Here is a 23,166-nt window from a genome sequence, read left to right as displayed (position 1 = left end):
TCGGCCTAGCCGGGGCTTTTTTCATGGCCCGGCGTCTGCTTCTCGTAACGTGACAACAGCATGCTCCTGGTCGGCTCAAGCACAAGCAGTGTCGTGGTAATCGCTCCGACACGATAGTTCGGACGTGCGACCCCTTGGTTGACCATCACGATGCGGTTTTCATCGAACTGGCTCGGTCTCAACGTGATACGTTCCCAGGGAACCAATTCAAAAGAGCCAGCAGCGACTCCGTTCTCAAAGAACTCGGTCGTACCGATGCTTCGTCCCCAGACCAGCTGCATCATCATTGCACCGGCAAAAAATGAAAGCTGCACCTGTTGAATGAGAAACATCGGGCGCGTGCTTGAGTCTGACGACATCGTCAAAAACCAGGCCATCGCCAATTGAATGGTGGCCAAACACAGTATCGCGACACTGCTTAAAATGATCGGGCCATACTTTCCCGGTACATTCCCCGGATAACCAATCCCGATCGACTGGCCCGACTTTTTCAGCAATTGCGAGCGGCGATACGAGAAAAAAAAGGCTGTCCCGCCAGCGATCAGCAGTTGCAGTAGTAGCTCAAGGATGAACTGAAACTGCCGTCCGGTATCCATCGCGCGATACAAAGGAGCAGCCATCGCGGAGAAGAAGGCCAAGCCTGACATGAGCGTCATCAGGTGAATCAAGCGAAACTGCTGCGGGCGTTCCTCGGGCTGTTCGATGTTCGATTCGGAGGACATGGTCACCTACGAGGGCGGCTGGGGGCGGATCGATAGCTTTTAAACTAGCCGACCGCTCGTCAGAAGTATACACGAAGGCTTCGGTATCGCATTTTTTGCTTGGGGTGGATGAAAGTGTCCGCGATATGCGGTTATGGTGAAGACCTATCGGTGCAATAGGCTCCCCTGATGGGCGAAAGCTTGGCCTTTAGGCTGGTCGCGCTATAATTCCGGGAGTTTCAAAAATGACATCAGCCACAGGGAAGATTGGATAGTGACAAGCTCGAACGACGTGAACCAGACTTCTTCGCGGCCCGTGAACTTGAAAGAGCTGAAGGAGAGCGGTTGGCAGTCGCGATCTGTGAAGCAAGAGATTCAAGACAACTTTACTCGCATGCTGGCCTCCGGCGAAGAAACATTCCCCGGCATGATCGGCTATGAAGATACCGTCTTGCCAGAGATTCACCTGGCTTTGATTGCCGGGCACGACATGTTGTTCATGGGTGAAAAAGGGCAGGGGAAGAGCCGCATGATGCGAACGATGGTTCGCTTCCTGGACGAGGCGATTCCGTACCTGAACATTCCGGAATGCCCTGTCCACGAGGATCCTTACCATCCGATCACTTCGGTCGCTAAAAAGTTCGTCGCCGAGCATGGGGATGAGGAAATCCCGATCGCGTGGTGGCCGCGGGAAGAACGTTACGCCGAACGACTCGCCCCGGGGACGAAGTTTGCGGACGTCATCGGTGAAATCGACCCTGCCAAACTAGCCGGCGGGGTGAGCATGAGCACGGAAGAAGCATTGCACTTCGGCCTGATTCCTCGCATGCACCGAGGTATCTTCGCGATGAACGAATTGCCTGAGCTGGACGAACTGGTTCAAGTTGGCTTGTTCAACATGCTGGAAGAACGAGACGTCCAAATCCGTGGCTATCCGGTTAACTTCGATATCGACTTAGTCTTGCTTTTCTCGGCCAACCCTTCCACGTTCAACCGCAGCGGCAAAGTCATCCCGCAGCTGAAGGACCGAATTGGTTCGGTGATTCACACCCATTACCCGCGTCAGCGAGATTTGGGAATTCAAATCATCGAGCAAGAGGCGGAAGTGCAGTTGGAAGGCGACTATCCCGTGGTGATGCCGTACTTCATGAAAGAAGTGCTCGAGCAGATCACCGAAGCGGCTCGCCGTAGCAAATTCGTCGATCAGCAGTCAGGCGTCAGTGCTCGCTTCAGCATCGCCAACTACAGTACGGTAATTGCTTCGGCACGGCATCGAGGCATTCTGCTTAACGAAAAGCCTGCGGTGGTTCGCTTGAGTGACTTTGGTCATATCTATACTTCCAGCCTTGGCAAGTTGGAACTCGACATGATGGGCAGCCATCAGATGTCGGAACGTCAGGTCTTGGATGCGTTGATTGCCGAAGCGGTGGGAACCGTCTTTCAAGAATACATTCAAGAGCATGGACTCGAGCAAATCGCAGAGATCTTCCAGAAGGGCGTCAAAATCGAGGTAGGCGATTTGCTACCTTCAGAGCACTACACCGATCGGTTGAAGCGAGTGCCGCCGGTCTGGGACAGAGCCTTCGAGTTGAATGCTTCCGAGAACCCCGCGATGCGAGCATCGTGCGTCGAATTCGTGCTCGCTGGATTGTATGCCCTCGACCGTATCAGCCGAGCTCAACATCACGGCAAAATCACCTACGAATTCGAGTAGGCGAAACCTTTCGAGCCAATTCCCGAATCACTTAGCAGGAAACGAACGTCATGGCTCAGCGCAAACAAACGCCTGGCGGGATCATTCATACGTACCAGAAGTACGATCCGACGAAGTTCCCCAGCCCCAAAGCACCGCCGCCAGATTTGGTTTCGCCGGCGATGGAGCATTGGCTGATGTATGGCGATCAGTTCGAATTGACGCCAGAGCAGTTGGCCAACGCGGTGAAGATTGATCCGAGCCAGATTTCAGGGCTTGGACCTAGTATCGATTCGCTCATCAAGATGTTGGAAGAGCGAAAGCGGAAGATTCTGGAAACGTATGAAACCGACGCCGCCCAGAAAGCGGCCAAGAAAGCCTACCGAGACCATGGGGAGCCGCTCCAGCCCCCCAAGCGGCAACGAGAACGCTTCCAGCTAGGGTTTGAACAGGAACAGCTCTACGATTTAGAACGCGTTTGGTATGCGCTGGACGACGAACGTTCAACGTTCGGGCGTGACTTGGTCATGCTGATCGAGCATCTGAGCCGAAAGTACGAAGTCGATCAGTTGGTCGCCAAGTACGATTTCACCGGACGCGAGACGATGACCGTTGATAAAGCGATCGAAGTCAAAGAAGAGCTCGAGAAAATCGACGAACTGCTGGAGCAGCTGAAACAGGCCCGTGAAAATGCTCAGATCGGCATCATCGATATGGAACAGCTTTCCGAATATGCCGATCCCGGCGAGATGGAACAGCTGATGCAGCTGCAGCGCCAAGTCGAGCAATATCTTCGAGAGCAAGCGGAACAGCAGGGCCTGACGAATCAATCAGGTAACGTGCATCTTTCGCCTCAGGCCTACAAAATATTCCAGGGAAAGCTGCTCGAACGGATCTTCAGTAACCTTCAGGCGTCGCGATCAGGACGGCATCAGGGGCCGATTGTCGGGGAAGGGGCCGTTGAGCTTCAAGCGACCAAAGACTACGAGTTCGGCGATTCGCTGACCAACATGGATATCCCTCAGACGCTGATCAACGCCATGCTGCGTCAGGGCAACGAGCGACCGCTGCAAATGCGCAGCGAAGACATCGTCATTCATAAGACGAAAAACAATCCAAAGTGTGCCACGTGCGTCATTATGGACATGAGCGGCAGCATGCGGTACGACGCTCAGTATGCGAACGTCAAACGAATGGCGTTGGCCATGCAGGGACTGATTCGTAGCGAATTCCCTGGGGACTTTCTGCAGATGATCGAGATGTACTCATTCGCCAAGCCGGTTGCCCCCGGCGAAGTGATTGGCTTGTTGCCGAAACCAGTCACGATTCACGATCCTGTCGTGCGGCTTCGGGCCGATATGAGCAAGCCGGAAGTCAGCGAGTACCGCATTCCACCTCATTTCACCAACATTCAGCACGCGTTGCAGCAAGCTCGACTGTTTTTGGCGACTCAAGATACGCCGAATCGGCAGATTATTTTGATCACGGATGGCTTGCCCACGGCGCATTTCGAAGGAAGCGAGCTCTTTTTGCTTTACCCGCCTGATCCTCGTACCGAAGCGGCGACCATGCGAGAAGGCAAGCTGTGCGAGCAGGAAGGGATTACGATCAACATGTTTCTGATCCCCAGTTGGTCGCAAAGCGAAGAAGATATTCGATTTGCTTATCGGCTGGCCGAATCGACCAAGGGACGCGTTTTCTTTACTGCCGGCAACGATTTAGATCGCTATGTCGTTTGGGATTACATCAATCGCAAGCGAGAAGTGCTCGGTTAAGTGGCCGATTGGGCCGGTCGGTGCTGCGGTTTGCCTCATCTAACCCGAAAAACGGGTACAACTTCTCCCCAAGCAGGTTTTCTCGAAGGGTTTCCGCTTCGATTGCCGATGAAATGGATACGGCGTGCTCACTTTCTGAAGGGAAACACGACTTCGCCGAAGACTCAGAAACACCCTCGGGAGCAGAAAATGACAAGTGTGGATGGTATCGCGTCGCAGGCCACGGCGATTCAACAGGCTCAAGTTCAGAATCAGGCCGACATTGCCGTCGCAAAGAAGACACTCGACGCCCAAAAGCAGCAAGGCGATGCCGCCGTTCAGTTGATTGAATCGGCTGCTCGGATCAGCAAGTCGCCAGGCACGGGAAACTTGATTAACACGACCGGGTAGTTGCCTGCTGTCAACCAAAACAACACACGCCGCGACACGAACATGTGCCTGCGGCGTTTTTGTTTCTTGCTTGATGGTTGTTGTTTCCTGTTGAAGTTGATGCATGACTACAACAAGTCAGTTGCCATCGTCATCGCAAGAGCTATGGTTCGAATGGAATCGACGGCGCGCTGTTGATTGACTTTCAACACAACAACACGCGTTACAAAATCATGCGACAAACAACGCGTAAGTTATTGCGTTTTTAAAACGTCGTCGTTAGTCTAAAGAAGAGTGACATGCTTGCATGTTACGAAAGTCGCTACAGCAAACATCGCGAGACGAAAACAAACTCGCAAGTTTGCTCCCGAGCGAACACGTTCTGAAGGCTTTGAATGATCGATCACTACCAGGCATTTCTCGAAGCACCCAGCCGAGAAGGCTTCCTCAAACTTCAAGAGGAAGTCCAAGGGGAAACCGACTTCTGTGCGGTGGGGAGCTTCGTAGACCAACTCGCCGACCTTTGCGGTTGTGGTGGTTATCAACAGATGTTCGATCTAACCGAACTGATGCCATTTGCCTGGGTCGCTTCTCCTTCGGCACACTTGTACGCTTCGATTGCCGCTCAGCAAATGGGCTGCGAAGACGACGCGGAACTGGAACGTTTTCTTACCGAAACCATCCTGCGTGGTTTGCTGGAAACGGGCGACGGATCGGTTGATCATCCTTACCTGATCACCTATCTCTCTGATCGACAAGACTTGCTGGCCTATTTCAGCATGGATGTCGAGAAACAACGCCTGGTGCGTTCGCCGGCTGGCCTGATGGATATCGTCACGACAACCGCTGGCGATGATCTTTGCTTCCTCTTACGCGGTACCGCTGCGAAGGAAGACTTGGAAGGCCGTGCCAATCTTCGTTTGAACAACGCCCATCCTCGACTTGCCTCAAAGCGATTGGCTGCCTGTTCGCCACGCCGCGTCTGGTAGGCCTGCCGCCACGCAGGTCATCTTCAAGGGAGTTGTTCGCTACTGATGTCGAACCGATGTGTCATTTTCGATTTAGACGGCACGTTGGTCGATAGCGAAACGCTCGGTTCGCAGGCACTGCTCGACATGCTTCCGGAATTGAACGAGCCGCTGCATGTAATTTCGGAGCGTTACCGCGGCCAACGTATGGCGAACATCATGCTGGATGTTGAGCAGCGTCTAGGGCGGAAGCTACCGACGGGCTTCGAGAACGAATACCGAGACTTCGCCGCATCTCGAATCGAAACGGAACTGCAGCCCATGCCTGGCGTGGTCGATATGCTTCAGCAGTTGACGCTGCCTCGCTGCGTTGCTTCCAGTGCCCCTCCGGCAAAGATCCAATTGGCCCTGAATGTTTGCGGATTGGCTTCCTTTTTCGGCGAAGCGGTTTTTAGTTGCTACGAGATCAACGCTTGGAAGCCGGACCCTGCCATCTTTCTGCATGCCGCGGACAAGATGAATCGCACTGTCGATCAATGTATTGTTGTCGAAGATAGTGACGTCGGTGTAGCGGCGGCCATGTCGGCTGGAATGCGTGTGCTCCGCTATGATCCCAGCGGCAGCTTTCCCGAGATTGAGGGTGTCACCAAATTCCAACAAATGACGCAACTCTCGATGCTTCTCAAGTCGTTTGCTGCCGGCGAATAATCAAAGCATTTCGATTCATTCGTGTGCTTACCTTCTAAGCAACTGCCCTCGGAAGTAGCACGTCGTCCCATGCTTTTAGGGAGTTCGCACGTTGCTTGTGGATCGCGACAAAGTGAGAGCGCAAAAAAACTTTTCAATGTGACGGCACAATCGCGGTAACACGCGAGTCTTCGCATGCCATTCAAATCTTGCCCCTAACAAGTGCGGATCGAATTCGATCACGTTTGGAAGCGGTTAAATATCTCCACCTCAAGTGGCTCTTTAAGCAGGCAATCCTTGAAATCGAGTTGCCGACGTGTTCATCAAGATCGAATGATGTTGCGCATTCGTGAAAGTCAACATCTTGATCGGTTGATGTCACGATTCAAATTCACGCGGTTACAGCGCAGCGGCGTAAGGATTGCCAACAAAAAAACGAAAATTGGTATTCCTTTCGCATTAAATCATATTACGATGTCACGTGGCATCAATTTCCCACTTCTCTTCTCAAATTCAAGGAAGTTGCCTCATGACGAAGGTGAGTCTTCTTTCAACAGGGAGATGGACGATCGTCACTATTCTCTTTGTTGGCCTTGCCGGTTGCGGTGCCACGAGCGATCCGCTCAACCGCCAGGCAGTCAGTGGTCAGGTCACCCTCAAGGACCAACCGCTGGACACCGGTTCAATTTCTTTTGATCCCCAAGACCGAGAAAACGGTCGCCCCGGCGGCGCGACGATTTCCAGTGGCAAGTTCGAATTAGATCGCGAGCGAGGATTGCCGCCAGGTACCTACACCGTTCGTGTTAATAGTGCCGATTCGTCCGCGACCGAGGCGGTCGGTGAGCCAGGCGAGTCACGCCAAGTCGCCAAAGAACGTATTCCATCCAAGTGGAATTCCAAAAGTGAACAGACCGTTACGGTCGTTGATGGCGAGGAGAATCACTTCGAGCTGTCCATTCCGTAAACCATCCAGCACCAACACCCTATTCTGCTCCCGAACTCCCTTTCTATTCCTTCATAGGAGCTTTATTGTGCTTCGTTCCATGCGTCCTACGCGAGGTTTCACCCTCGTTGAACTTCTGGTTGTGATCGCCATCATTGGTGTGCTGATCGCACTTTTGTTACCTGCGGTCCAGCAAGCCCGAGAAGCGGCTCGTCGAATGCAATGTTCCAACAACTTAAAGCAGTTGGGACTCGCAATTCATAACTATCACGATACCTACAATTCCTTTCCTGGCGGTACCTACGGTTGCTGTTGGGGAACATGGCAAGTGTCGATTCTGCCGTACATCGAGCAATCGGCCATGTACGAGAACTACAACATCACCGACAAGTTTGCGACGAGTGACTCACGCTATAGCGGCGCGGACAATACCGATGTAACGACGATTGAACTCGACGCGCTGACATGTCCGAGCGATACGCCCAATCGCCCACTCGGTTCGGTGACATCGCACAGCTATGGTGCCAACTACGGCAACACCGGCTACGCCCAGGGGACGGTCAACAGTGTGACGTTCAAGGGGGCTCCATTCGCGTATGTTTCGACCAACTCTCCGGACAAGTATTTTGGTTTCCGCGACATCACCGACGGCACGGCTAACACCATCCTGTTTGCGGAGAAGCTGCAAGGGGAAGGAAAAGACCTGCGAGCTTATTCCTGGTGGGGCGACGGCAGTTCGGTGACCGGCTACCAGACGCCAAACTCGACCGAGCCTGATCGTATTTACGATGCCGGTTACTGCAACAACTTGCCGCAGAAGAATCTGCCGTGCGATGTTTCGACATCGAGTGCACCTACGATGTTCGCGGCTCGCAGCCGTCATCCTGGTGGCGTTCAAGTGACGCTTTGTGATGGTTCGGCACGCTTCATCGCCGAAACGATTCAGGTCGACACCTGGCGAAACCTGATGGCAACCCAAGATGGTGCCGTGCTGGGCGATTTCTAACTGAACGACAAGAATTCTCTTCTCTCTATCTCTTCTCAATCGAGGCATAGGGGGCAGCAACGGAAACTGGACCGTTGCTGTCCCCTTATTTTTTGCCTTTAAGGGGGTAAGACATAGCCTATCTGTAACGATTTTATTGCCACCCTGGCAGCTTCCTTGATAATGGAAAGAGACCTGCGTTGACCAATTCGATGGGATTGCGCCGGTTTGACCTAATCTATACTGCTATGAATAGTTTCGATCCCTTTTCCCTCTTCCGTGCATCTATGAAACGATCGACCCGTTTTCTGTTGACGCTGTGTGCTGCTTGGCTTTGCTTTCCGGCAATGTCTTGGGGCACCATTGTAGAACTCAAAAATGGTATGCGATTGGAAGGTGCGGTCGGTAAGATCGCCAGCATGAGCGACGACCCGCTCAAGACACCCACCGCTGGGGCAGTCGATAACGAACTGATTGTCTTCGTCGATAACGACTTGAAACGAACGTTCGTTTCCACTTACCAGGTTCAGGACGTTCAAGAGGCTGCTCCAACTCCCGTCGAACGAGTCAAGATCGATCAACGTGTTGCGACATCGGGACGATCGGTGCACGCCGTAGGAGAAGGCATTCGTGTTTCACCATGGGACGAATTTGGCCGCCGGATTTTCTCGATGCAAACTGCCCGAGGACCGATCGACGTGATTCAAGGGATCACCGAGATCACACCGCAGTGGACGCGTGTGGAAGGCTTGATGGCCGACAATCCCTACGTCTGGGACATGCGAATCCGAACGAGTAGCATTCCGCGCGATAAGCTGAGCCAGATACTGATGCGCCGCATCGATCCGCAAGATTCCGCTCAACGCTTGCAGATCGTACGTCTGTATCTGCAAGCCGAACGTTATCGCGACGCGGCTGCGGAGCTTGGGGCGTTGATGAATGACTTCGACGAACTCAAGCAGCAGTTCGGCAAACAGTTCGACGAACTGAACCAACTCAGCGCGACCAGCCTGATCGATGAAGTCGAGCTTCGCAAAGATACCGGACAGCACAACTTGGCTTATGGGATGCTCAACAAGTTCCCGGACAAAAACGTTGCCAGCGCGACGCTGTTGAAAGTCAAGTCGATGCTTACCGAGTATCAAACGGCTTACGAGCGTCGCGATACGATGTTCACGCAACTGAAGGAGCATCTCGAGGAGTTCACCGACCCTACGCAAAAGCCGATCGTGGAAAAGGCACTCGCTGAAATCGAAGCGGAACTGAACATCAACAACATGGAGCGACTTGGCCCTTATCTACGGCTCTCGGACGATCCCAAATTAAAGGTCGACGAGAAGCTCTCGCTGGCAATCAGTGGATGGATTCTAGGTCCCAACGATTCGCTCGAAAACATGGCGGTCGCGTTAAGTGTGTACGAGGCTCGGGACTTGGTGAGCGAGTACATCAGCAACAAAGATGGTGTCGATCGTCGAGCGATTCTCGACAAGCTGAAGGGTATGGAAGGCGGAGCTCCGGCATATGTCGCGAAGATCCTCCAGTTCATGAAACCGCCCCTCTGGAATGCCGAGCCGGAAACATCGTCCGAGATCCCTGGCTATTTTCTCATGCGAGTGCCAGGCGTGCCCGGTCGATCCGACTTCTTCTACTACGTGCAATTGCCGCAGGGGTACGATCCTTATCGCAAGTACCCGACGATTGTTACTCTGCATGGAGCCGGCACAAGTGCCGAACAGCAAATTGACTGGTGGGCTGGATCGCACAGCGAAAAAGCAAAGCTTCGCACCGGCCAGGCAGCGCGAAACGGATACATCGTGATCGCACCGATCTGGGCCGAAGAACATCAGTTCGAGTACAACTATTCCGCCTACGAGCATGCGGCGGTGCTGTTTAGTCTTAGGCATGCTTTGCGACACTTTTCGATCGATACCGATCGGGTCTTTCTCAGCGGTCACTCGATGGGAGGCGACGCTGCGTGGGACATCGGCCTGGCCCATCCCGATTTGTGGGCCGGGGTAATCCCGATTGTCGCTAAAGCGGACAAGTACATCGCACGCTACTGGGAGAATGCCCGAAACGTGTCGCTCTATTTCGTCTGTGGCGAATTGGACGGCAACAAGCGAGAAACGAACTCGCGTGACTTCGACCGCTATCTTACGAAAACGAATATCGACACAACGATCGTGGAATATCGCGGCCGAGGGCACGAGCACTTCCAGGACGAAATTCAAGATCTCTTTCGTTGGATGGACTTGCACAAGCGGCAGTTCTTCCCGAAGGAATATGAAGTGGTCGCCATGCGGCCATGGGATAACTTCTTCTTCTGGCTGGAAGTAAGCGACTTCCCGGAACGCAGCATCGTGCTGCCGTCGAACTATCCCGAAGCCCGAAAGTCGCCTGTTAAAATCTCTGCCAGGGTCCTCGCCACCAATGGCGTTCTGGTCAACAGCGGCACCGGAAAAGCGAACATCTACCTGACGCCAGACATCGTCAATTTCGACGAACGAATGACCGTCAGCTACGGCGGCCGAAATTATGGCAACGGCGTCGAGCCTTCTACCGAAGTAATGCTGGAAGACGCCCGAACCCGAGCCGACCGACTCCATCCGTTTTGGGCGAAAGTCGATACCAACGATCGGTAGAATTGCGGTGTCAGGTTTCGGATTCGTTCAATAGTCGTGCCAGAAGGTCAGCGACCGAAAGCCCATCAGCCATGTCTTGCAAGTAGTTCCAATCAAGTGATGTCTTGCGAATCTTCGCCACCATAAGAACATCGTTCCACTGACGCTCCGAAGTCTCTCCTCCGGCCCGATACCACGCCAGTTTTGCGAGAATGTTGTCTTCCGCTGAACAAATTCGCACGCGGAGCGAATAGTCTTGGCTTAAGCTGTCGATCCGTGCCCGAGAAAATGCAGAACGATCATAGGGACGACCTTCCTGGACGAAGATGTCAATTTTAAATCCAGTGTCTAAATGAATCAGATTGAAGCATGATTTGCGAAGAACCGCATCACGCATCGTTGCTTCACTCGCATAGAACTCTGTGCTAACTGCCCGAAAGAACGGCGAGATCTGTTCTAGCTGAAGGTCGGTGACCAGATCGGCGTCGATTGTACTGCGAGGAACCCCATGAAAGGAACTTGCAATGCTTCCACCAACGTAATACGGAATGCCATGTGAGTCCAAGGTGGTTACGACTGCTTGCAACGCCGTAACTAAGTCGTTGGGAATGCTCACGGCGTTACGCCGACCTCAGACGGGTTTCCACCGATCTTGCCAGATCATCACCGTAATTCAGTTCGATGAATTTCAGGACGACCTCTTGTTCGGTGAACTCAGGGAACTGCCGTCGGATGGCATTTTTGGCCATCGAAACCATAAGACCACTCAGGGCAATCCCTTTGCTTGCGCGCTGTTCACCTGTCATGCCTCTGAACATCTGCAATTGGAATTCCAGAGCGTCAGGATGTGTATCTAACGTGTAAGGGGTCATCGGTAACCTCATGAAGTCGGTAGGACTATTGACGGATTCTACCGATGACCAAAGTTAGCAACAAGCTTTTACCAAGCCTCGAATGCGATTACTCGTCAGTAACGCAACCTTCCGAGGCGCTCTTCACGTTTTTGATGTACTTGTAGAGCGTGCCGCGTTTTACTTTGTAAGGCGGGGCGACCCAGGCTTCTTTGCGTTTGGCGAGTTCTTCTTCCGTGACTTCCAAATCGATCACGCGGCGGTCGGCGTCGATCGTGATGGTGTCGCCATCTTGGGCCAATGCGATGGGACCGCCCACTTGGGCTTCCGGGGTCACATGGCCGACGATGAAGCCATGCGAGCCGCCCGAAAAGCGACCGTCGGTTAGCAGGGCCACATCCTTACCAAGCCCAGCACCCATGATGGCGGAAGTTGGCGTTAGCATTTCTGGCATGCCAGGACCACCCTTGGGGCCTTCGTAACGAATGACAACCACATCCCCTTTGACAATCTTCTTGTCTTCCAAGGCATGCAGCATGTCTTCTTCCGAGTCGAACACCTTCGCAGGGCCGCTGAATTGCAGGCCTTCTTTGCCGGTGATCTTGGCGACAGCACCTTCCGGAGCCAGGCTGCCGAAGAGCATTTGAAGGTGGCCGTTCTTTTTGATCGGATCGGACAATGGGTGAACAATGTCTTGCCCTTCGGTCAGGTCAGGCACTTCGGCGCAGTTTTCTGCCAGCGTCTTTCCGGTTACTGTCAGGCAGTCACCGTTGAGCAGCCCTTCCTTCAGGAGGTATTTCATCACGCCAGGAGTACCGCCGATCTTGTGGAGATCTTCCTGAACGTACTTACCGCTCGGTTTGAAGTCGGCCAGCATCGGCACACGGTCGCTCACCGCTTGCCAATCGTCGAGCGTCAGATTGATGTCGACGCTGCGCGCCATGGCAATCAAATGCAACACGGCGTTGGTCGAACCACCCAGGGCCATCACGATGACCATGGCGTTCTCGAAAGCTTCACGCGTCATGATGTCGCGCGGCTTGATGTCTTTTTCCAGCAAGTTGCGAACGGCCGCCCCGGCGCGGATACATTCTTCGATCTTTTCCGGAGCTTCGGCTGGAATGCTCGCCGAGAACGGCAGAGCCATGCCCAACGCTTCAATGGCCGAGGCCATCGTGTTGGCGGTGTACATCCCACCGCAGGCACCAGCCCCTGGGCAAGACTTGCGAACGATTTCCTTGCGTTCGTCCTCGGTGATCGTTCCCGCGAGATATTGTCCGTAGCACTGGAATGCTGACACAACGTCCAGCTTGTCGCCGTTGCGGATCCCTGGCTTGATAGTGCCGCCGTAAACCATCAGGGCAGGGCGGTTGAGTCGGCCCATCGCGATCAAGCAGCCTGGCATGTTCTTATCGCAGCCAGGAATGGCGACCAATGCGTCGTACCACTGGCCACCCATGATCGTTTCGATCGAGTCGGCGATCAGGTCGCGGGATTGCAACGAGAAGCTCATCCCGTCGGTCCCCATCGAGATCCCGTCGCTCACGCCGATGGTATTGAACCGCATCCCGACGAGATCAGCATCGACGACACCCTTTTTGACTTCTTCGCCCAGCTTGTTCAGGTGCATGTTACAGGTGTTGCCCTCGTACCACACGCTGCAAATGCCGACTTGCGCCTTTTGCATGTCTTCGTCGGTCATCCCGGTTCCATACAACATGGCCTGGGAAGCACCTTGGCTTTTGGGTTGGGTGATACGCGAGCTGTACTTGTTCAGGGGCTGGGACACGCGGCGGTTCCTGCTACTTACTTGAGGGGCGGGAGACATTAATAAGGAATCCGATATTTTAGCCAGACAACGGAATTGCTGCCAGGATCGGTAGGAATTGCGGAAAAACTGCCGTAACCGGGCAATTACAGGAACTTCTGCTCTGACCCCAGGCATGACGTTGAGGTAAAATTAAGCGTAAGGCCAACCCCCAACTCTTCCGTGCGACCCTCCCTGGGAGCCCACCGCAAGTATGAAAAATTATTTTCCGCTGCTAGTTTGCCTGCTGGCGATCGGTTTGCCTGCCGTTGCCACGGCTCAGAACGACGACCTGCTCTTCGATCAGAACTCCTTCGCCGGCTGGGAAGGAAACCTCGATTGGTTTCGAATTGAAAATGGAGCCGTCGTCGCTGGGCGTTTAGATCAAGATATCCCACGCAATGAGTTTCTCTGCACCGAGCAAGAGTTCGGCGACTTTGAATTGACTCTGGAAGCAAAGCTGGTCGGCGACGGCAAAAATGCCGGCATACAGTTCCGCAGCAAACGAATTCCCGACCACCACGAAGTGATCGGCTATCAGTGCGATATGGGCTGGGCCGGCGACAAGCCAATTTGGGGCTCGCTGTACGACGAGTCACGCCGCCGCACATTTCTGGCTGAAGGGGATGCCACCAAAGTGAAGAAAGTGCTGGAAAAGCACGAGTTTGTCCCGCTCAAGATCCGAGCCCAAGGCAAGCACATTCAAATCTGGGTGGGCGACGTCAAAACGGTCGACTATAAAGAAGCGGACGACAACATTCCCCAGTCTGGCGTGATTGGCCTGCAGATTCATTCCGGGCCGAAGTGCGAGGCCTGGTATCGCAACATTCGCTTGAAAAAGCTGTAATCGGCCCCGGCGGAAATGAGTTCCACCCTGCAGTTCTTCTATTTCGATCTCGGCAAAGTCCTGCTCGACTTCGACCACGACATCGCATGTCGGCAATTGGCCGAGGTGTTGGGGACGACTCCTGATGTCATCCTCGACGATGTCTTCCACTCCGGCGAACAGTGGAAATACGAGCGGGGCGAGATCACCACGCTCGATCTTCATCGGTGGCTGTGTGACCGCTACGACGTCGACGCGAAGTTGGAAGACGTCTGCCATGCCGCGTCGCATATCTTCGAACCGATTCCAGGGTCCGTGGAGATCGCCATGCGACTGCACGCCGCAGGGCATCGGTTGGGCATACTGTCCAACACGTGCGATGCCCATTGGGAATATTGCCTGGAAAAACCGTTTCCCTTTCTGCACGATCTGTTTCCAATTCACGCTCTCAGCTTTCGCTTAAGTGCGATGAAGCCAGACGCAGAGATCTACTTGCAAGCGGCACAGCTTTGTGGGGTTTCTCCGGAAGCGATCTTCTTTGTGGATGATCGTGCCGATAATGTCGAAGGTGCCAAGCGTGCCGGTTATGACGCCGTTTTGTTCCAGGGACCGCAGTCGCTGCACGACGCTTTGGTGGCCCGCGGCGTCTCTTTCTAACGGTCGGACTGCCCGATTCCACTCCTGTGGGGAAGCTTTTCTGTCGCGGGAAAGTTTCGACTTGCGACCGGCCGATTCTAACCTAACTTTGCCCAGATTTATCAATGCGCTTTGTCAATGGAATTGGGGCATATAGATGGCATCCGTATCACCATCGTTACAGAAGCAAGTGCTGCACGTCGACGACGACGAGACGTTCTTGAAACTTGTGAATCGTCGTTTGACGAGTGCCGGCTACGAAGTGACGTCGCTTTCGCGACCTGAATCGGCACTAAAACACCTGTTGAATCATAACTGTCGCGTTTGCATTCTCGACATCGATATGCCGCGGCTGAATGGTTTAGAACTGCTTAACGAAATCAAATCGTACGACGGCGGCATTCAGGTCATCATGATGACTGGGCTTGTGTCGCAGATGACGGTTTTGGAATCGCTTCGCGGCGGTGCGGAAGCCTGTTTCTTCAAGCCAATGACCGACTTCGCGCCCCTGGTCGATGCCTTGGATGCAACATTCGTCAAAGCGGAACGCTGGTGGCGATCGCTTCACGAGTTGCAGAACCGAAGGCTAAGCGAATTGGGCGATACCCGGGTGGCAACGGCTCGCTAGGAATTTCTTCTCAGATACCCCACGAACCCCCACGTATATCATGTCGAATCAAGTGGATACCAACGACGAATTGCTGTTAGCGTTCATCGATGAATCGCTGCACTCGATGCATGGACTTGCCGATCAAATTACCGCCTACCTGGCTAATCCGGCCAATGCGGATCCGATCAACGGCGTGTTCCGGACAGTGCACTCCATTAAGGGGAACGCCGGGTTCTTCGGGCTATCGGCGATCAAGAAGTTCGCCCACTCCGTGGAAAACACACTCGACGATATTCGTAATCAAAAGCTGACCCTCACGGAAGACTTAAACCGTGCGCTGATCGATGCGTTCGATCGGTTGAACTCTTTGCTGCAACAAGTCGAGCAAAACAGTTGTCAGGATGAGCTGACCACCGAAGAGCTCGCTTTGCTGGAACGCATTGCCGATCTGGCCTCGGCTTCCGAAGGGGGAGCCTCCAGCGAAGATGCCATGCTGCGCGAGCTGCAAGAGTTGGCATTAGAAATGAATGCGGCTGGTTTTCCGGAGTCGCTACGCTGGTCGGAGAAGCTGACCAGTTTGCTAGGTGAGTCGGCAGAAGAGGAATCAGCCGACGAAGGCGCAGCGATTCTGCCAGACGCGGTCTTGGAAGAGTCGTATGCGTTGGAAGATCAAGACCTGACATCGTTTATTCATGACGTTGCGAAAGCGTTTGTTTGGCCAGCCGATGGTTCCTGGAACGACGATAACTCAAACCAGGTCGTCGACCGCCTCGCCGATTTTGCAATGCTTTGCCAGCAACATGGTAAAGAGCAAGATCAAGCCAAGCTGCAAGCAGCTCTGAAAGATTTCAAAGTTCTGTACGAGAGCCCCATTGGTGTCGATCAAGGGTTGTTGTCGGTCGTTTGGGATCAAACGGCGGCCGTCATTGGGCACTTCAAGCCGCAGCCGGTCGCTTTGCCAGAACCTGAAGCAGAGCCCACGAAGCCGACCGAAGCAGCGGCTCCAGCCGAAAACAACACCTCCGCGAATGCCTCGCAAGCGAAGCGAGCTCGTTCGATTCGTGTGAATGAAAATCACCTCGACCGATTCCTCGACGACGTATCCGCTTTGTTCATCACGTGCGAACGGCTTAAGGATGTTCAAAGTCGGATGGCGGTCTCAGAGACGATTGGCGAACTGGTCGAAGAGTTACGTCAGATCAACGTCACCTTCTCGACTCAGGCCAACGAACTGCAAAAGAGTGTCGTTTCCCTGCGAAAAGTCCCTGTGCGTGGATTGCTGTCGAAGTTTCCGCCGATGGCTCGAAAGCTGGCCAGCGACTTGGGCAAACAGATCGACGTTCATATCGAAGGAGATGAAGTCGAAGTCGACAAGTCGTTGATCGAAGACCTCGATTCGCCACTGACCCACATGATTCGGAACGTGGCCGACCATGCCATTGAAACGCCGGAAGAACGTCTCGCTCGAGGTGTCGGTGAGGCTGGCAATCTGTGGATCAAAGCAGAAACGACTCGTACGCATGTCGTCATTACCATTCAGGATGATGGCCGTGGTATCGATGCGGCACGCATTCGCCAAAAGGCGATCGATAAGAAGATCATGCCGATCGAGCAACTGAACAACATGTCAGACGCCGAGGCAGTCGATCTGATCTTCCACCCTGGCTTCTCGACCGCCGAAAAAATCACCGACGTTTCCGGCCGTGGTGTCGGTATGGATGTGGTGCGTACGACCATACGCGATCACGACGGCGACGTGCATGTTAAATCGGCCGTTGGTGTTGGGACGACATTCACCATCGAGATTCCAATTCGCCAGGCCGTGCTGGTCATTGAAGGTCTGTTGGTTGGGGCCGACAAAGAGCAGTTCGTCTTGCCATTTGAAAACATTCGCGAAGTGATGGAAATCGATGCCGCCGACATCAAGACATGCCACGGATTGCCGATGACGGTCGTTCGCGGGCAAACGGTTTCGGTCATGTCGCTCGCCGAGCAAATGGAACTTTGCTACGACACCAACTGGGAAGAAAAACAGCGGCACCATGCCGTCCTGGTTGCCAGCAAGCAAGGGGCTGCGTGTTTGTTGGTCGATCGCGTGATCGGCAAACGCAAAGTGGTTGTCAACGACCTGCAAAACCTGCTGGAGAACTGCAACCGAATTGGTGGCGTTGCCCAACTGGGTGGCGGTCATTTGTCGCTCGTCGTCAGCGTGCCGGAACTGGTTAAAGGGATGACGCCAAGTATCGTTGCTTAACGAACGCCATGCCGGCGAGGCGACTTAGTCGTTTTCGACGTAATCACTGAACGGCAGGGCGACTTCGATCTTCGTCCCTCGCCCCGGTGCCGAATCGATGACGGCACTTCCTCCCAGCAAATTGGCTCGCTCGTGAATCCCGGAAATGCCGCAGCGACGCGGATTGATTTTCTCAGGATCGAAGCCACATCCTGCGTCATGCACGCGAATGATGATCGTGTTCTCTTGTTGAGCTAACTCGACCGAGGCCTGATCCGTTCCGCTATGTCGGCGAGCATTGTTGATGCTCTCTTGCACGGTGCGATAGATGGCCATCTCCAGCGAAAGGGCCAGGCGATCGAACTGCACGTCGTGATCGAATTCGATGCGGAATCCTTCTTCGTGCATCCGCGTAATCAAATCGTCAATCGCAGCGATCACGCCTCCTTCTTCCAGGCTCAACGGACGCAAGCCATTGAGGAGCCGACGGATTTCGCCGATCGCATTCGACAGAAGTTGCGAGCCACGGTTCATCTCGTTGTGCCCGTCTGTTTCCGACGGAACGAGGCTTAAACCGGTTTGCATGAACATCAACGCGCCTGTCATGTCTTGCACAACGCCATCATGAATCTCGTAGGCGATCAGGCGACGGTCGCGCTCATTCGTATCGAGCAGTCGGCGAAGGGCTTTGCGGTCCTGCAAGATTTCATCTTCACGCTGCTTGCGAACGCTAATGTCGAGGAAGCAGGCCAGCAACGCCGAACGACCACCATACATGATTCGGTCGAGATAAACGGCCGCCCACCAAACTTTCCCTTCCGCGGTCTTCAGCTTCATGGTGGTGCCGCGAATGATGTCACCGTTGGCAACACGTTCGACAAGCGTGCGTCGCTGGGCTGGGTCGGCGTAAAAGTCGCCGGTGAATTGTTCCTGTAGTGTTTCATGCGGCGTATCGAACGCTGTGGCCAATGCTTCGTTGCCACACAGTACGCGGCCTGTTTCCATGTCGGAAATCACGACAGGGACAGGAGTCGTTTCCACCATAATTTGGAAACGCTTGTCGCTCTCGTTCAGTGCCGCTTCGATTTCCTCTTTGCTCTTCTGTAGCGACGAGACATGCTCTTGTTCGACCGTCGCATCAAACGTGACACCGATGATCCCTGGTTTACCATCCAGCGTAGTCATCGGAGCGTAGCGAGTTTGCTGGATCGTGTCGGAAGCAACGCTGCGAACCCAGACTTGCTGGAGCTTGTTTTCTGAGAGGGCTCGTTCAATCGCTTTTTCCAGAACGACACCATCTTCGGGTGAAACGAACTCGCGCACGTTACGGCCGAGCACATTGTTGTAGAGGTTCTGCGGATAGCGGTTGAGGAACGTGAGTTCGCCCTCAGGCGTAATCGTCACAACATAGACAGGGGCCGATTCCAGAATGTGCTCTAGCTCGGCGACGCGCTGCTTGAGACGCTTGTTTTCCTGTTCGACTTCGGCGGCGTGCCAAGCTCTTGTCTCGGCCGTTTCTCCGCGATAACAGCTGTCTTTCTCTGGTTGCACGTCCGATCCCCTTCCGCCGATGAGATGTGGGGGGCCGCAACAATAAAAATGGATTGCCGCCCCGCAGGTCGACAATCCATTCTAGTTATTCATCCATTTTGCGGGAGGCCAATGGGCCCCACTTTGCGGGTATTACAGGTACATGTTGAAGATATGTTCCAGCAATTCCTGCCGTCCGCTTTCGTTCGGGCTGACTTCGCCTTTTTCCAGCATGTAAGCTTCGAGCGTCTTGAAATCGTGTTTGCCAGATTCAATATCGGCACCGACGCCGGAATCCCAGCTGGAGTATCGCTGTTTGACGAACTCGTCCAGCTTGCCATCGGCACGGATCGCTGCGGCGACCTTCAAGCCCTTGGCAAACGCGTCCATGCCACCGACGTGGGCATAGAACAAGTCGATCGGATCGAAGCTTTCGCGGCGCACTTTCGCGTCGAAGTTCACACCGCCGCTACCCAAGCCGCCATACTTCAAGATGGAAAGCATGCATTCGGTGGTCAGGTAATAGTTGGTCGGGAATTGATCGGTATCCCAGCCCAACAGCAAGTCGCCGGTGTTCGCGTCGATCGAACCGAGGATACCGTTCGCGCCGCAGTATTCCAGCTCGTGCTGCATCGTGTGCCCAGCGAGCGTGGCATGGTTCGTTTCCAGGTTCATCTTGAAGTGCTTGTCCAAGTCGTACGACTTGAGAAACGCCAGGCAGTTTGCCGCGTCGAAATCGTACTGATGCTTGGTCGGCTCTTTCGGCTTGGGCTCGATGAGGAACTGACCGGTGAAGCCGATTTCCTTAGCGTAGTCGACCGCCATGTGGAAGAACTTCGCCAAGTGATCCAGCTCGCGCTTCATGTCGGTGTTGAGCAGGTTCTGGTAACCTTCCCGACCGCCCCAGAAGACATAGTTCTCGCCGCCCAATTGCTTGGTGACTTCCAAGGCCTTCTTCACGCTACAAGCGGCATAGGCGAACGCGTCGGCGTTACAGCTTGTCGCAGCACCATGCATGAAGCGTGGATTGCTGAACATGTTGGCCGTACCCCACAGCAGTTTGATGCCGGTACGTTCTTGCTCTTCCTGCAAAGCGGCGACGACGGTGTCAAAGTTCTTGTAGGTTTCCTTCAAGTTGGCACCTTCGGGAGCCACGTCACGGTCGTGGAACGCATAGTACGGTGCGCCCAGCTTTTCGATGAACTCGAAAGCGACTTTCACACGATTGACGGCGTTCTCGACCGAGTCGGTGCCATCGTCCCAAGGGCGAACGGCTGTTCCAGGACCGAACGGATCGGCGCCGGTACCGCGGAACGTGTGCCAATAAACCACGCTGAAGCGGAAGTGCTCCTTCATGGTCTTGCCTTCAACGACTTCGTCTGGGTTGTACCAGCGGAATGCAAGCGGATTGCGCGACTCGGGGCCTTCGTATTCGATTTTTCCGACTTCAGGAAAAGCGGTCATGGTTTCTTCCAGTTAGGGGTGTGAAGTGTTGTCGCTTACAGTTCGAGTTGGGAATCGGCGAACACCATTTCCTTTTGGTGTTCGCGAATCACTTGATTGAGTGCATGAATCACGTGCGGATAGTCGTTGGCTACGTTGCGGGTTTCGCCTGGGTCTTCTTCCAAGTTGTAGACCAATGGCGGATTGTGAACTTCGGCTTTCGGTTGCCCATAGCCAGTTTGCGTCTTTAAATGCATCTTCCACGCACCATGACGCACGGCCATCAATTCGTAGCCGCGATAGTAAAAGATCGTTTCGCGTTTGCTTTTGCCGGTTTGCTTTAGCACCGGTGTTAAGTCGTAGCTGTCGAAAGGACGATCTGGGGGAAGCTGTACGCCAGCGAGCGATGTGAACGTCGCCATCAAGTCCATCGTGCTGCCGATGTCCATGGCAACCGATGCCTGGGGAATCGTTTCTGGCCACCAGAAAATCGTCGGCTCGCGCATGCCACCTTCAAACGTGCTTCCCTTGCCATCACGCAGCAAGCCGGCCGTTCCGCCGTGATCTTTGTAGATGAGCCATGGTCCGTTGTCGCTCGTGAAGACGACCAACGTGTTTTTATCGAGGCCTGTGTCACGCAGTTTCTGCAGCACTTGGCCGACGCTCCAATCGATTTCTTCGATCACGTCACCGTAGTATCCGCGACGGCTTACTCCTTCAAACTCAGGCGAACGAAACAGCGGAATGTGCGGCATCGAATGGGCCAGGTACACAAAGAACGGCTTGTCCTGGTTCTCGTCGATGAATTTGACGGTCTCTTCGGTGTAACGCCGCGTGATGGTCGTTTGGTCGGCTGGTCGCTCGATGATCTCTTCGTTCCGCATTAAAGGAACGTTGAAGTATTCCACTTTCGGAGCAAAATGCGCGATGCGTCCCTTCGGTGCGTCGGCGACACGGTCCATGTCGTTCGAGTATGGAATGCCGAAGTAATAATCGAAGCCGTTGTTCGTCGGCAAAAACTGTTTGTGATGACCGAGGTGCCATTTGCCGATGCATGCTGTCGCGTAGCCACCCTCTTGCAATGCTTCCGCCAGCGTTAGCTCTTCGGCCGGAATACCACCGTTGGAGTTAGGGAACAGCACACGACGCTTGTTGCTGCACATGCCGTTGCGACACGGCAGACGCCCTGTCATCAGCCCCGCACGGCTCGGCGTGCAAACCGACGCCGCCACGTAGAACTGCGTGAATTTCATGCCTTCGGCGGCCATGCGGTCGAGCGACGTCGTACGAATTGTCGGGTTGCCAAAGCATCCCAAATCGCCGTAGCCCAAGTCATCGCAGAAGATGACGACAAAGTTCGGTTTACGAGTTTCGGAAGTCTCTTGAGCGCGAAGCATACCGACACTGCATGCGAGGAACGACGCACACAGCGCGAAGCGAAGCACCAACGTTTGTGGATGGCGAATCATGAGGTTTCTCGGGGGATGGAAGAAAAGCGCGAACGGGAGGGTAGGTGCACGCCATGATAAGCCCTCCGAGAGCCCGATTCAACCAATCGAACTCGCACAGATCTTAGAAATTTTCCAAGCGTTTTCGCCAGGATCAGGAAGACGTGAATTGACGTAAAACCCAGTCTCCCCAGGCTCCAGAAAGCTGCGCGATTGCGAACAGCAGTCGTGCTTTGCCAGGAATGACGATTTCGGTCTGACGTTTTTCACAACCCTTGAGAACCTTCGCCGCTAACTTGGAAGGATCGATCGCTTTGACTTTCACCCCGGCGCCAGGTTTGCGAGCCGAATCGGGCAGGTCGGTCGCTTCGGCGTCGTAACGCTGGCCGGCATCTTCTCGGGCAATCGGGCCAGGGCAAACTAGCATTACGTGGATGTTGGCTTCGGCAAGTTCCAGCCGCAGTTGATGATTGACCCCGGCAAGGGCGAACTTTGACGCGGCGTACGGCCCAATGAACTTCGACGCACTCTTCGAAGCCAGCGAGCCCATGTTGACGATGTGCCCCTTTGACTCGGCCAGCAGAGGCCGTGCCCCTTGCACGCAGCGAACCGCGGAAAGAACGTTCAAGTCGTATGAGCAGAGAAACTCGTCGATCGACGTCTCGCAGACCAAACCTCGCGAGCTGACGCCGGCAATGTTGAACAATGCGTTCAGCTTGCCATGCTTTTGCCGAACTTGCTCGAACAGTTCTGTTACCGCGTCGTCGTTGGTCACATCGGTCGGCACGCACAGCGTATGGATGCCGCCCGGGTCGATCTCCGTTGCGGTCGCCGTCAATTTGGTGGCGTCACGCGCTACCAAAACTACATGGCATCCTTGCTGAACGAGTGTCGTTGCGAGAGCTTTCCCAAAACCTTGCGAGGCCCCGGTTACCACCGCGACTTTATCCTGCCAGTACGTCACCGTTGTCGTTCTATGTCTCGAAGAGTGCGAATCAAAGTGGGGATTTTAGATCACTAAGTTATACCACGCCGGTCAG

At 54.2% G+C, this 23,166-nt stretch carries 20 protein-coding genes; 12 read left to right on the top strand and 8 right to left on the bottom strand.

The window, feature by feature from the left end; all coding sequences use genetic code 11:
- Positions 1-5: 5 nt before the first annotated feature.
- Positions 6-722: a hypothetical protein gene (locus LA756_RS09625; protein ID WP_224439659.1), complete on the bottom strand. Its 717-nt coding sequence runs from the start codon at positions 720-722 to the stop codon at positions 6-8.
- Positions 723-975: 253 nt separating this feature from the next.
- Here LA756_RS09625 and LA756_RS09620 point away from each other — a divergent pair, with 253 nt between their 5' ends.
- The 8 genes from LA756_RS09620 to LA756_RS09585 all read left to right on the top strand — a co-directional run bounded on the left by LA756_RS09620 (position 976) and on the right by LA756_RS09585 (position 10,763).
- The gene (locus tag LA756_RS09620) at positions 976-2,415 is read left to right on the top strand and encodes a magnesium chelatase (RefSeq protein ID WP_224439658.1); all 1,440 of its coding nucleotides are present in this window, start codon (positions 976-978) and stop codon (positions 2,413-2,415) included.
- Between the two features lie 50 nt (positions 2,416-2,465).
- Entirely contained in the window at positions 2,466-4,169 is a 1,704-nt protein-coding gene (locus tag LA756_RS09615; protein ID WP_224439657.1) for a VWA domain-containing protein, read from the top strand.
- Positions 4,170-4,358: 189 nt separating this feature from the next.
- Positions 4,359-4,559: a YjfB family protein gene (locus LA756_RS09610; protein ID WP_224439656.1), complete on the top strand. Its 201-nt coding sequence runs from the start codon at positions 4,359-4,361 to the stop codon at positions 4,557-4,559.
- A gap of 374 nt (positions 4,560-4,933) precedes the next feature.
- The gene (locus tag LA756_RS09605) at positions 4,934-5,527 is read left to right on the top strand and encodes a hypothetical protein (RefSeq protein WP_224439655.1); all 594 of its coding nucleotides are present in this window, start codon (positions 4,934-4,936) and stop codon (positions 5,525-5,527) included.
- 45 nt (positions 5,528-5,572) lie between these two features.
- Complete coding sequence (locus tag LA756_RS09600; protein WP_224439654.1) at positions 5,573-6,214, top strand: HAD-IA family hydrolase; 642 nt, start codon at positions 5,573-5,575, stop codon at positions 6,212-6,214.
- A 508-nt stretch (positions 6,215-6,722) separates the two neighbouring features.
- Positions 6,723-7,157: a hypothetical protein gene (locus tag LA756_RS09595; RefSeq protein ID WP_224439653.1), complete on the top strand. Its 435-nt coding sequence runs from the start codon at positions 6,723-6,725 to the stop codon at positions 7,155-7,157.
- 67 nt (positions 7,158-7,224) lie between these two features.
- Entirely contained in the window at positions 7,225-8,142 is a 918-nt protein-coding gene (locus LA756_RS09590) for a DUF1559 domain-containing protein (RefSeq protein ID WP_261362099.1), read from the top strand.
- Between the two features lie 266 nt (positions 8,143-8,408).
- Entirely contained in the window at positions 8,409-10,763 is a 2,355-nt protein-coding gene (locus tag LA756_RS09585; RefSeq protein ID WP_224439652.1) for an alpha/beta hydrolase-fold protein, read from the top strand.
- A gap of 10 nt (positions 10,764-10,773) precedes the next feature.
- On the opposite strand, the gene LA756_RS09580 is transcribed toward LA756_RS09585, so the two are convergent.
- The 3 genes from LA756_RS09580 to ilvD all read right to left on the bottom strand — a co-directional run bounded on the left by LA756_RS09580 (position 10,774) and on the right by ilvD (position 13,421).
- Positions 10,774-11,358 carry a hypothetical protein gene (locus LA756_RS09580; protein ID WP_224439651.1) on the bottom strand — a complete coding sequence of 195 codons (585 nt, stop codon included), beginning with the start codon at positions 11,356-11,358 and terminating at the stop codon, positions 10,774-10,776.
- A gap of 4 nt (positions 11,359-11,362) precedes the next feature.
- Positions 11,363-11,614, bottom strand: coding sequence for a hypothetical protein (locus tag LA756_RS09575; RefSeq protein WP_224439650.1), 252 nt, complete (start codon positions 11,612-11,614; stop codon positions 11,363-11,365).
- 88 nt (positions 11,615-11,702) lie between these two features.
- Positions 11,703-13,421, bottom strand: coding sequence for a dihydroxy-acid dehydratase (gene ilvD, locus LA756_RS09570; RefSeq protein ID WP_224439649.1), 1,719 nt, complete (start codon positions 13,419-13,421; stop codon positions 11,703-11,705).
- 193 nt (positions 13,422-13,614) lie between these two features.
- Here ilvD and LA756_RS09565 point away from each other — a divergent pair, with 193 nt between their 5' ends.
- The 4 genes from LA756_RS09565 to LA756_RS09550 all read left to right on the top strand — a co-directional run bounded on the left by LA756_RS09565 (position 13,615) and on the right by LA756_RS09550 (position 17,726).
- Positions 13,615-14,247: a DUF1080 domain-containing protein gene (locus LA756_RS09565; protein WP_224439648.1), complete on the top strand. Its 633-nt coding sequence runs from the start codon at positions 13,615-13,617 to the stop codon at positions 14,245-14,247.
- A 15-nt stretch (positions 14,248-14,262) separates the two neighbouring features.
- Positions 14,263-14,883 (top strand): HAD family phosphatase, encoded by a 621-nt coding sequence (locus LA756_RS09560; protein ID WP_224439647.1) that lies wholly within the window; start codon positions 14,263-14,265, stop codon positions 14,881-14,883.
- Positions 14,884-15,019: 136 nt separating this feature from the next.
- The gene (locus tag LA756_RS09555) at positions 15,020-15,490 is read left to right on the top strand and encodes a response regulator (RefSeq protein WP_224439646.1); all 471 of its coding nucleotides are present in this window, start codon (positions 15,020-15,022) and stop codon (positions 15,488-15,490) included.
- Positions 15,491-15,530: 40 nt separating this feature from the next.
- Positions 15,531-17,726, top strand: a complete 2,196-nt coding sequence (locus LA756_RS09550) for a chemotaxis protein CheA (RefSeq protein WP_224439645.1) — start codon at positions 15,531-15,533, stop codon at positions 17,724-17,726.
- 24 nt (positions 17,727-17,750) lie between these two features.
- On the opposite strand, the gene LA756_RS09545 is transcribed toward LA756_RS09550, so the two are convergent.
- The 4 genes from LA756_RS09545 to LA756_RS09530 all read right to left on the bottom strand — a co-directional run bounded on the left by LA756_RS09545 (position 17,751) and on the right by LA756_RS09530 (position 23,090).
- Positions 17,751-19,256: a PAS domain S-box protein gene (locus tag LA756_RS09545; RefSeq protein ID WP_224439644.1), complete on the bottom strand. Its 1,506-nt coding sequence runs from the start codon at positions 19,254-19,256 to the stop codon at positions 17,751-17,753.
- A gap of 132 nt (positions 19,257-19,388) precedes the next feature.
- Positions 19,389-20,699 (bottom strand): xylose isomerase, encoded by a 1,311-nt coding sequence (xylA, locus tag LA756_RS09540; RefSeq protein ID WP_224439643.1) that lies wholly within the window; start codon positions 20,697-20,699, stop codon positions 19,389-19,391.
- Positions 20,700-20,734: 35 nt separating this feature from the next.
- Positions 20,735-22,147, bottom strand: a complete 1,413-nt coding sequence (locus LA756_RS09535; RefSeq protein ID WP_224439642.1) for a sulfatase — start codon at positions 22,145-22,147, stop codon at positions 20,735-20,737.
- A 133-nt stretch (positions 22,148-22,280) separates the two neighbouring features.
- Positions 22,281-23,090, bottom strand: a complete 810-nt coding sequence (locus LA756_RS09530) for an SDR family oxidoreductase (RefSeq protein ID WP_224439641.1) — start codon at positions 23,088-23,090, stop codon at positions 22,281-22,283.
- Positions 23,091-23,166: the final 76 nt, after the last annotated feature.

Origin of the sequence: Bremerella sp. TYQ1 (genome assembly GCF_020150455.1) — a bacterium.
Lineage (GTDB): Bacteria > Planctomycetota > Planctomycetia > Pirellulales > Pirellulaceae > Bremerella > Bremerella volcania_A.
Note: the sequence above shows the minus strand (reverse complement) of the source record. Positions and strands in the feature narration are given on the sequence as shown.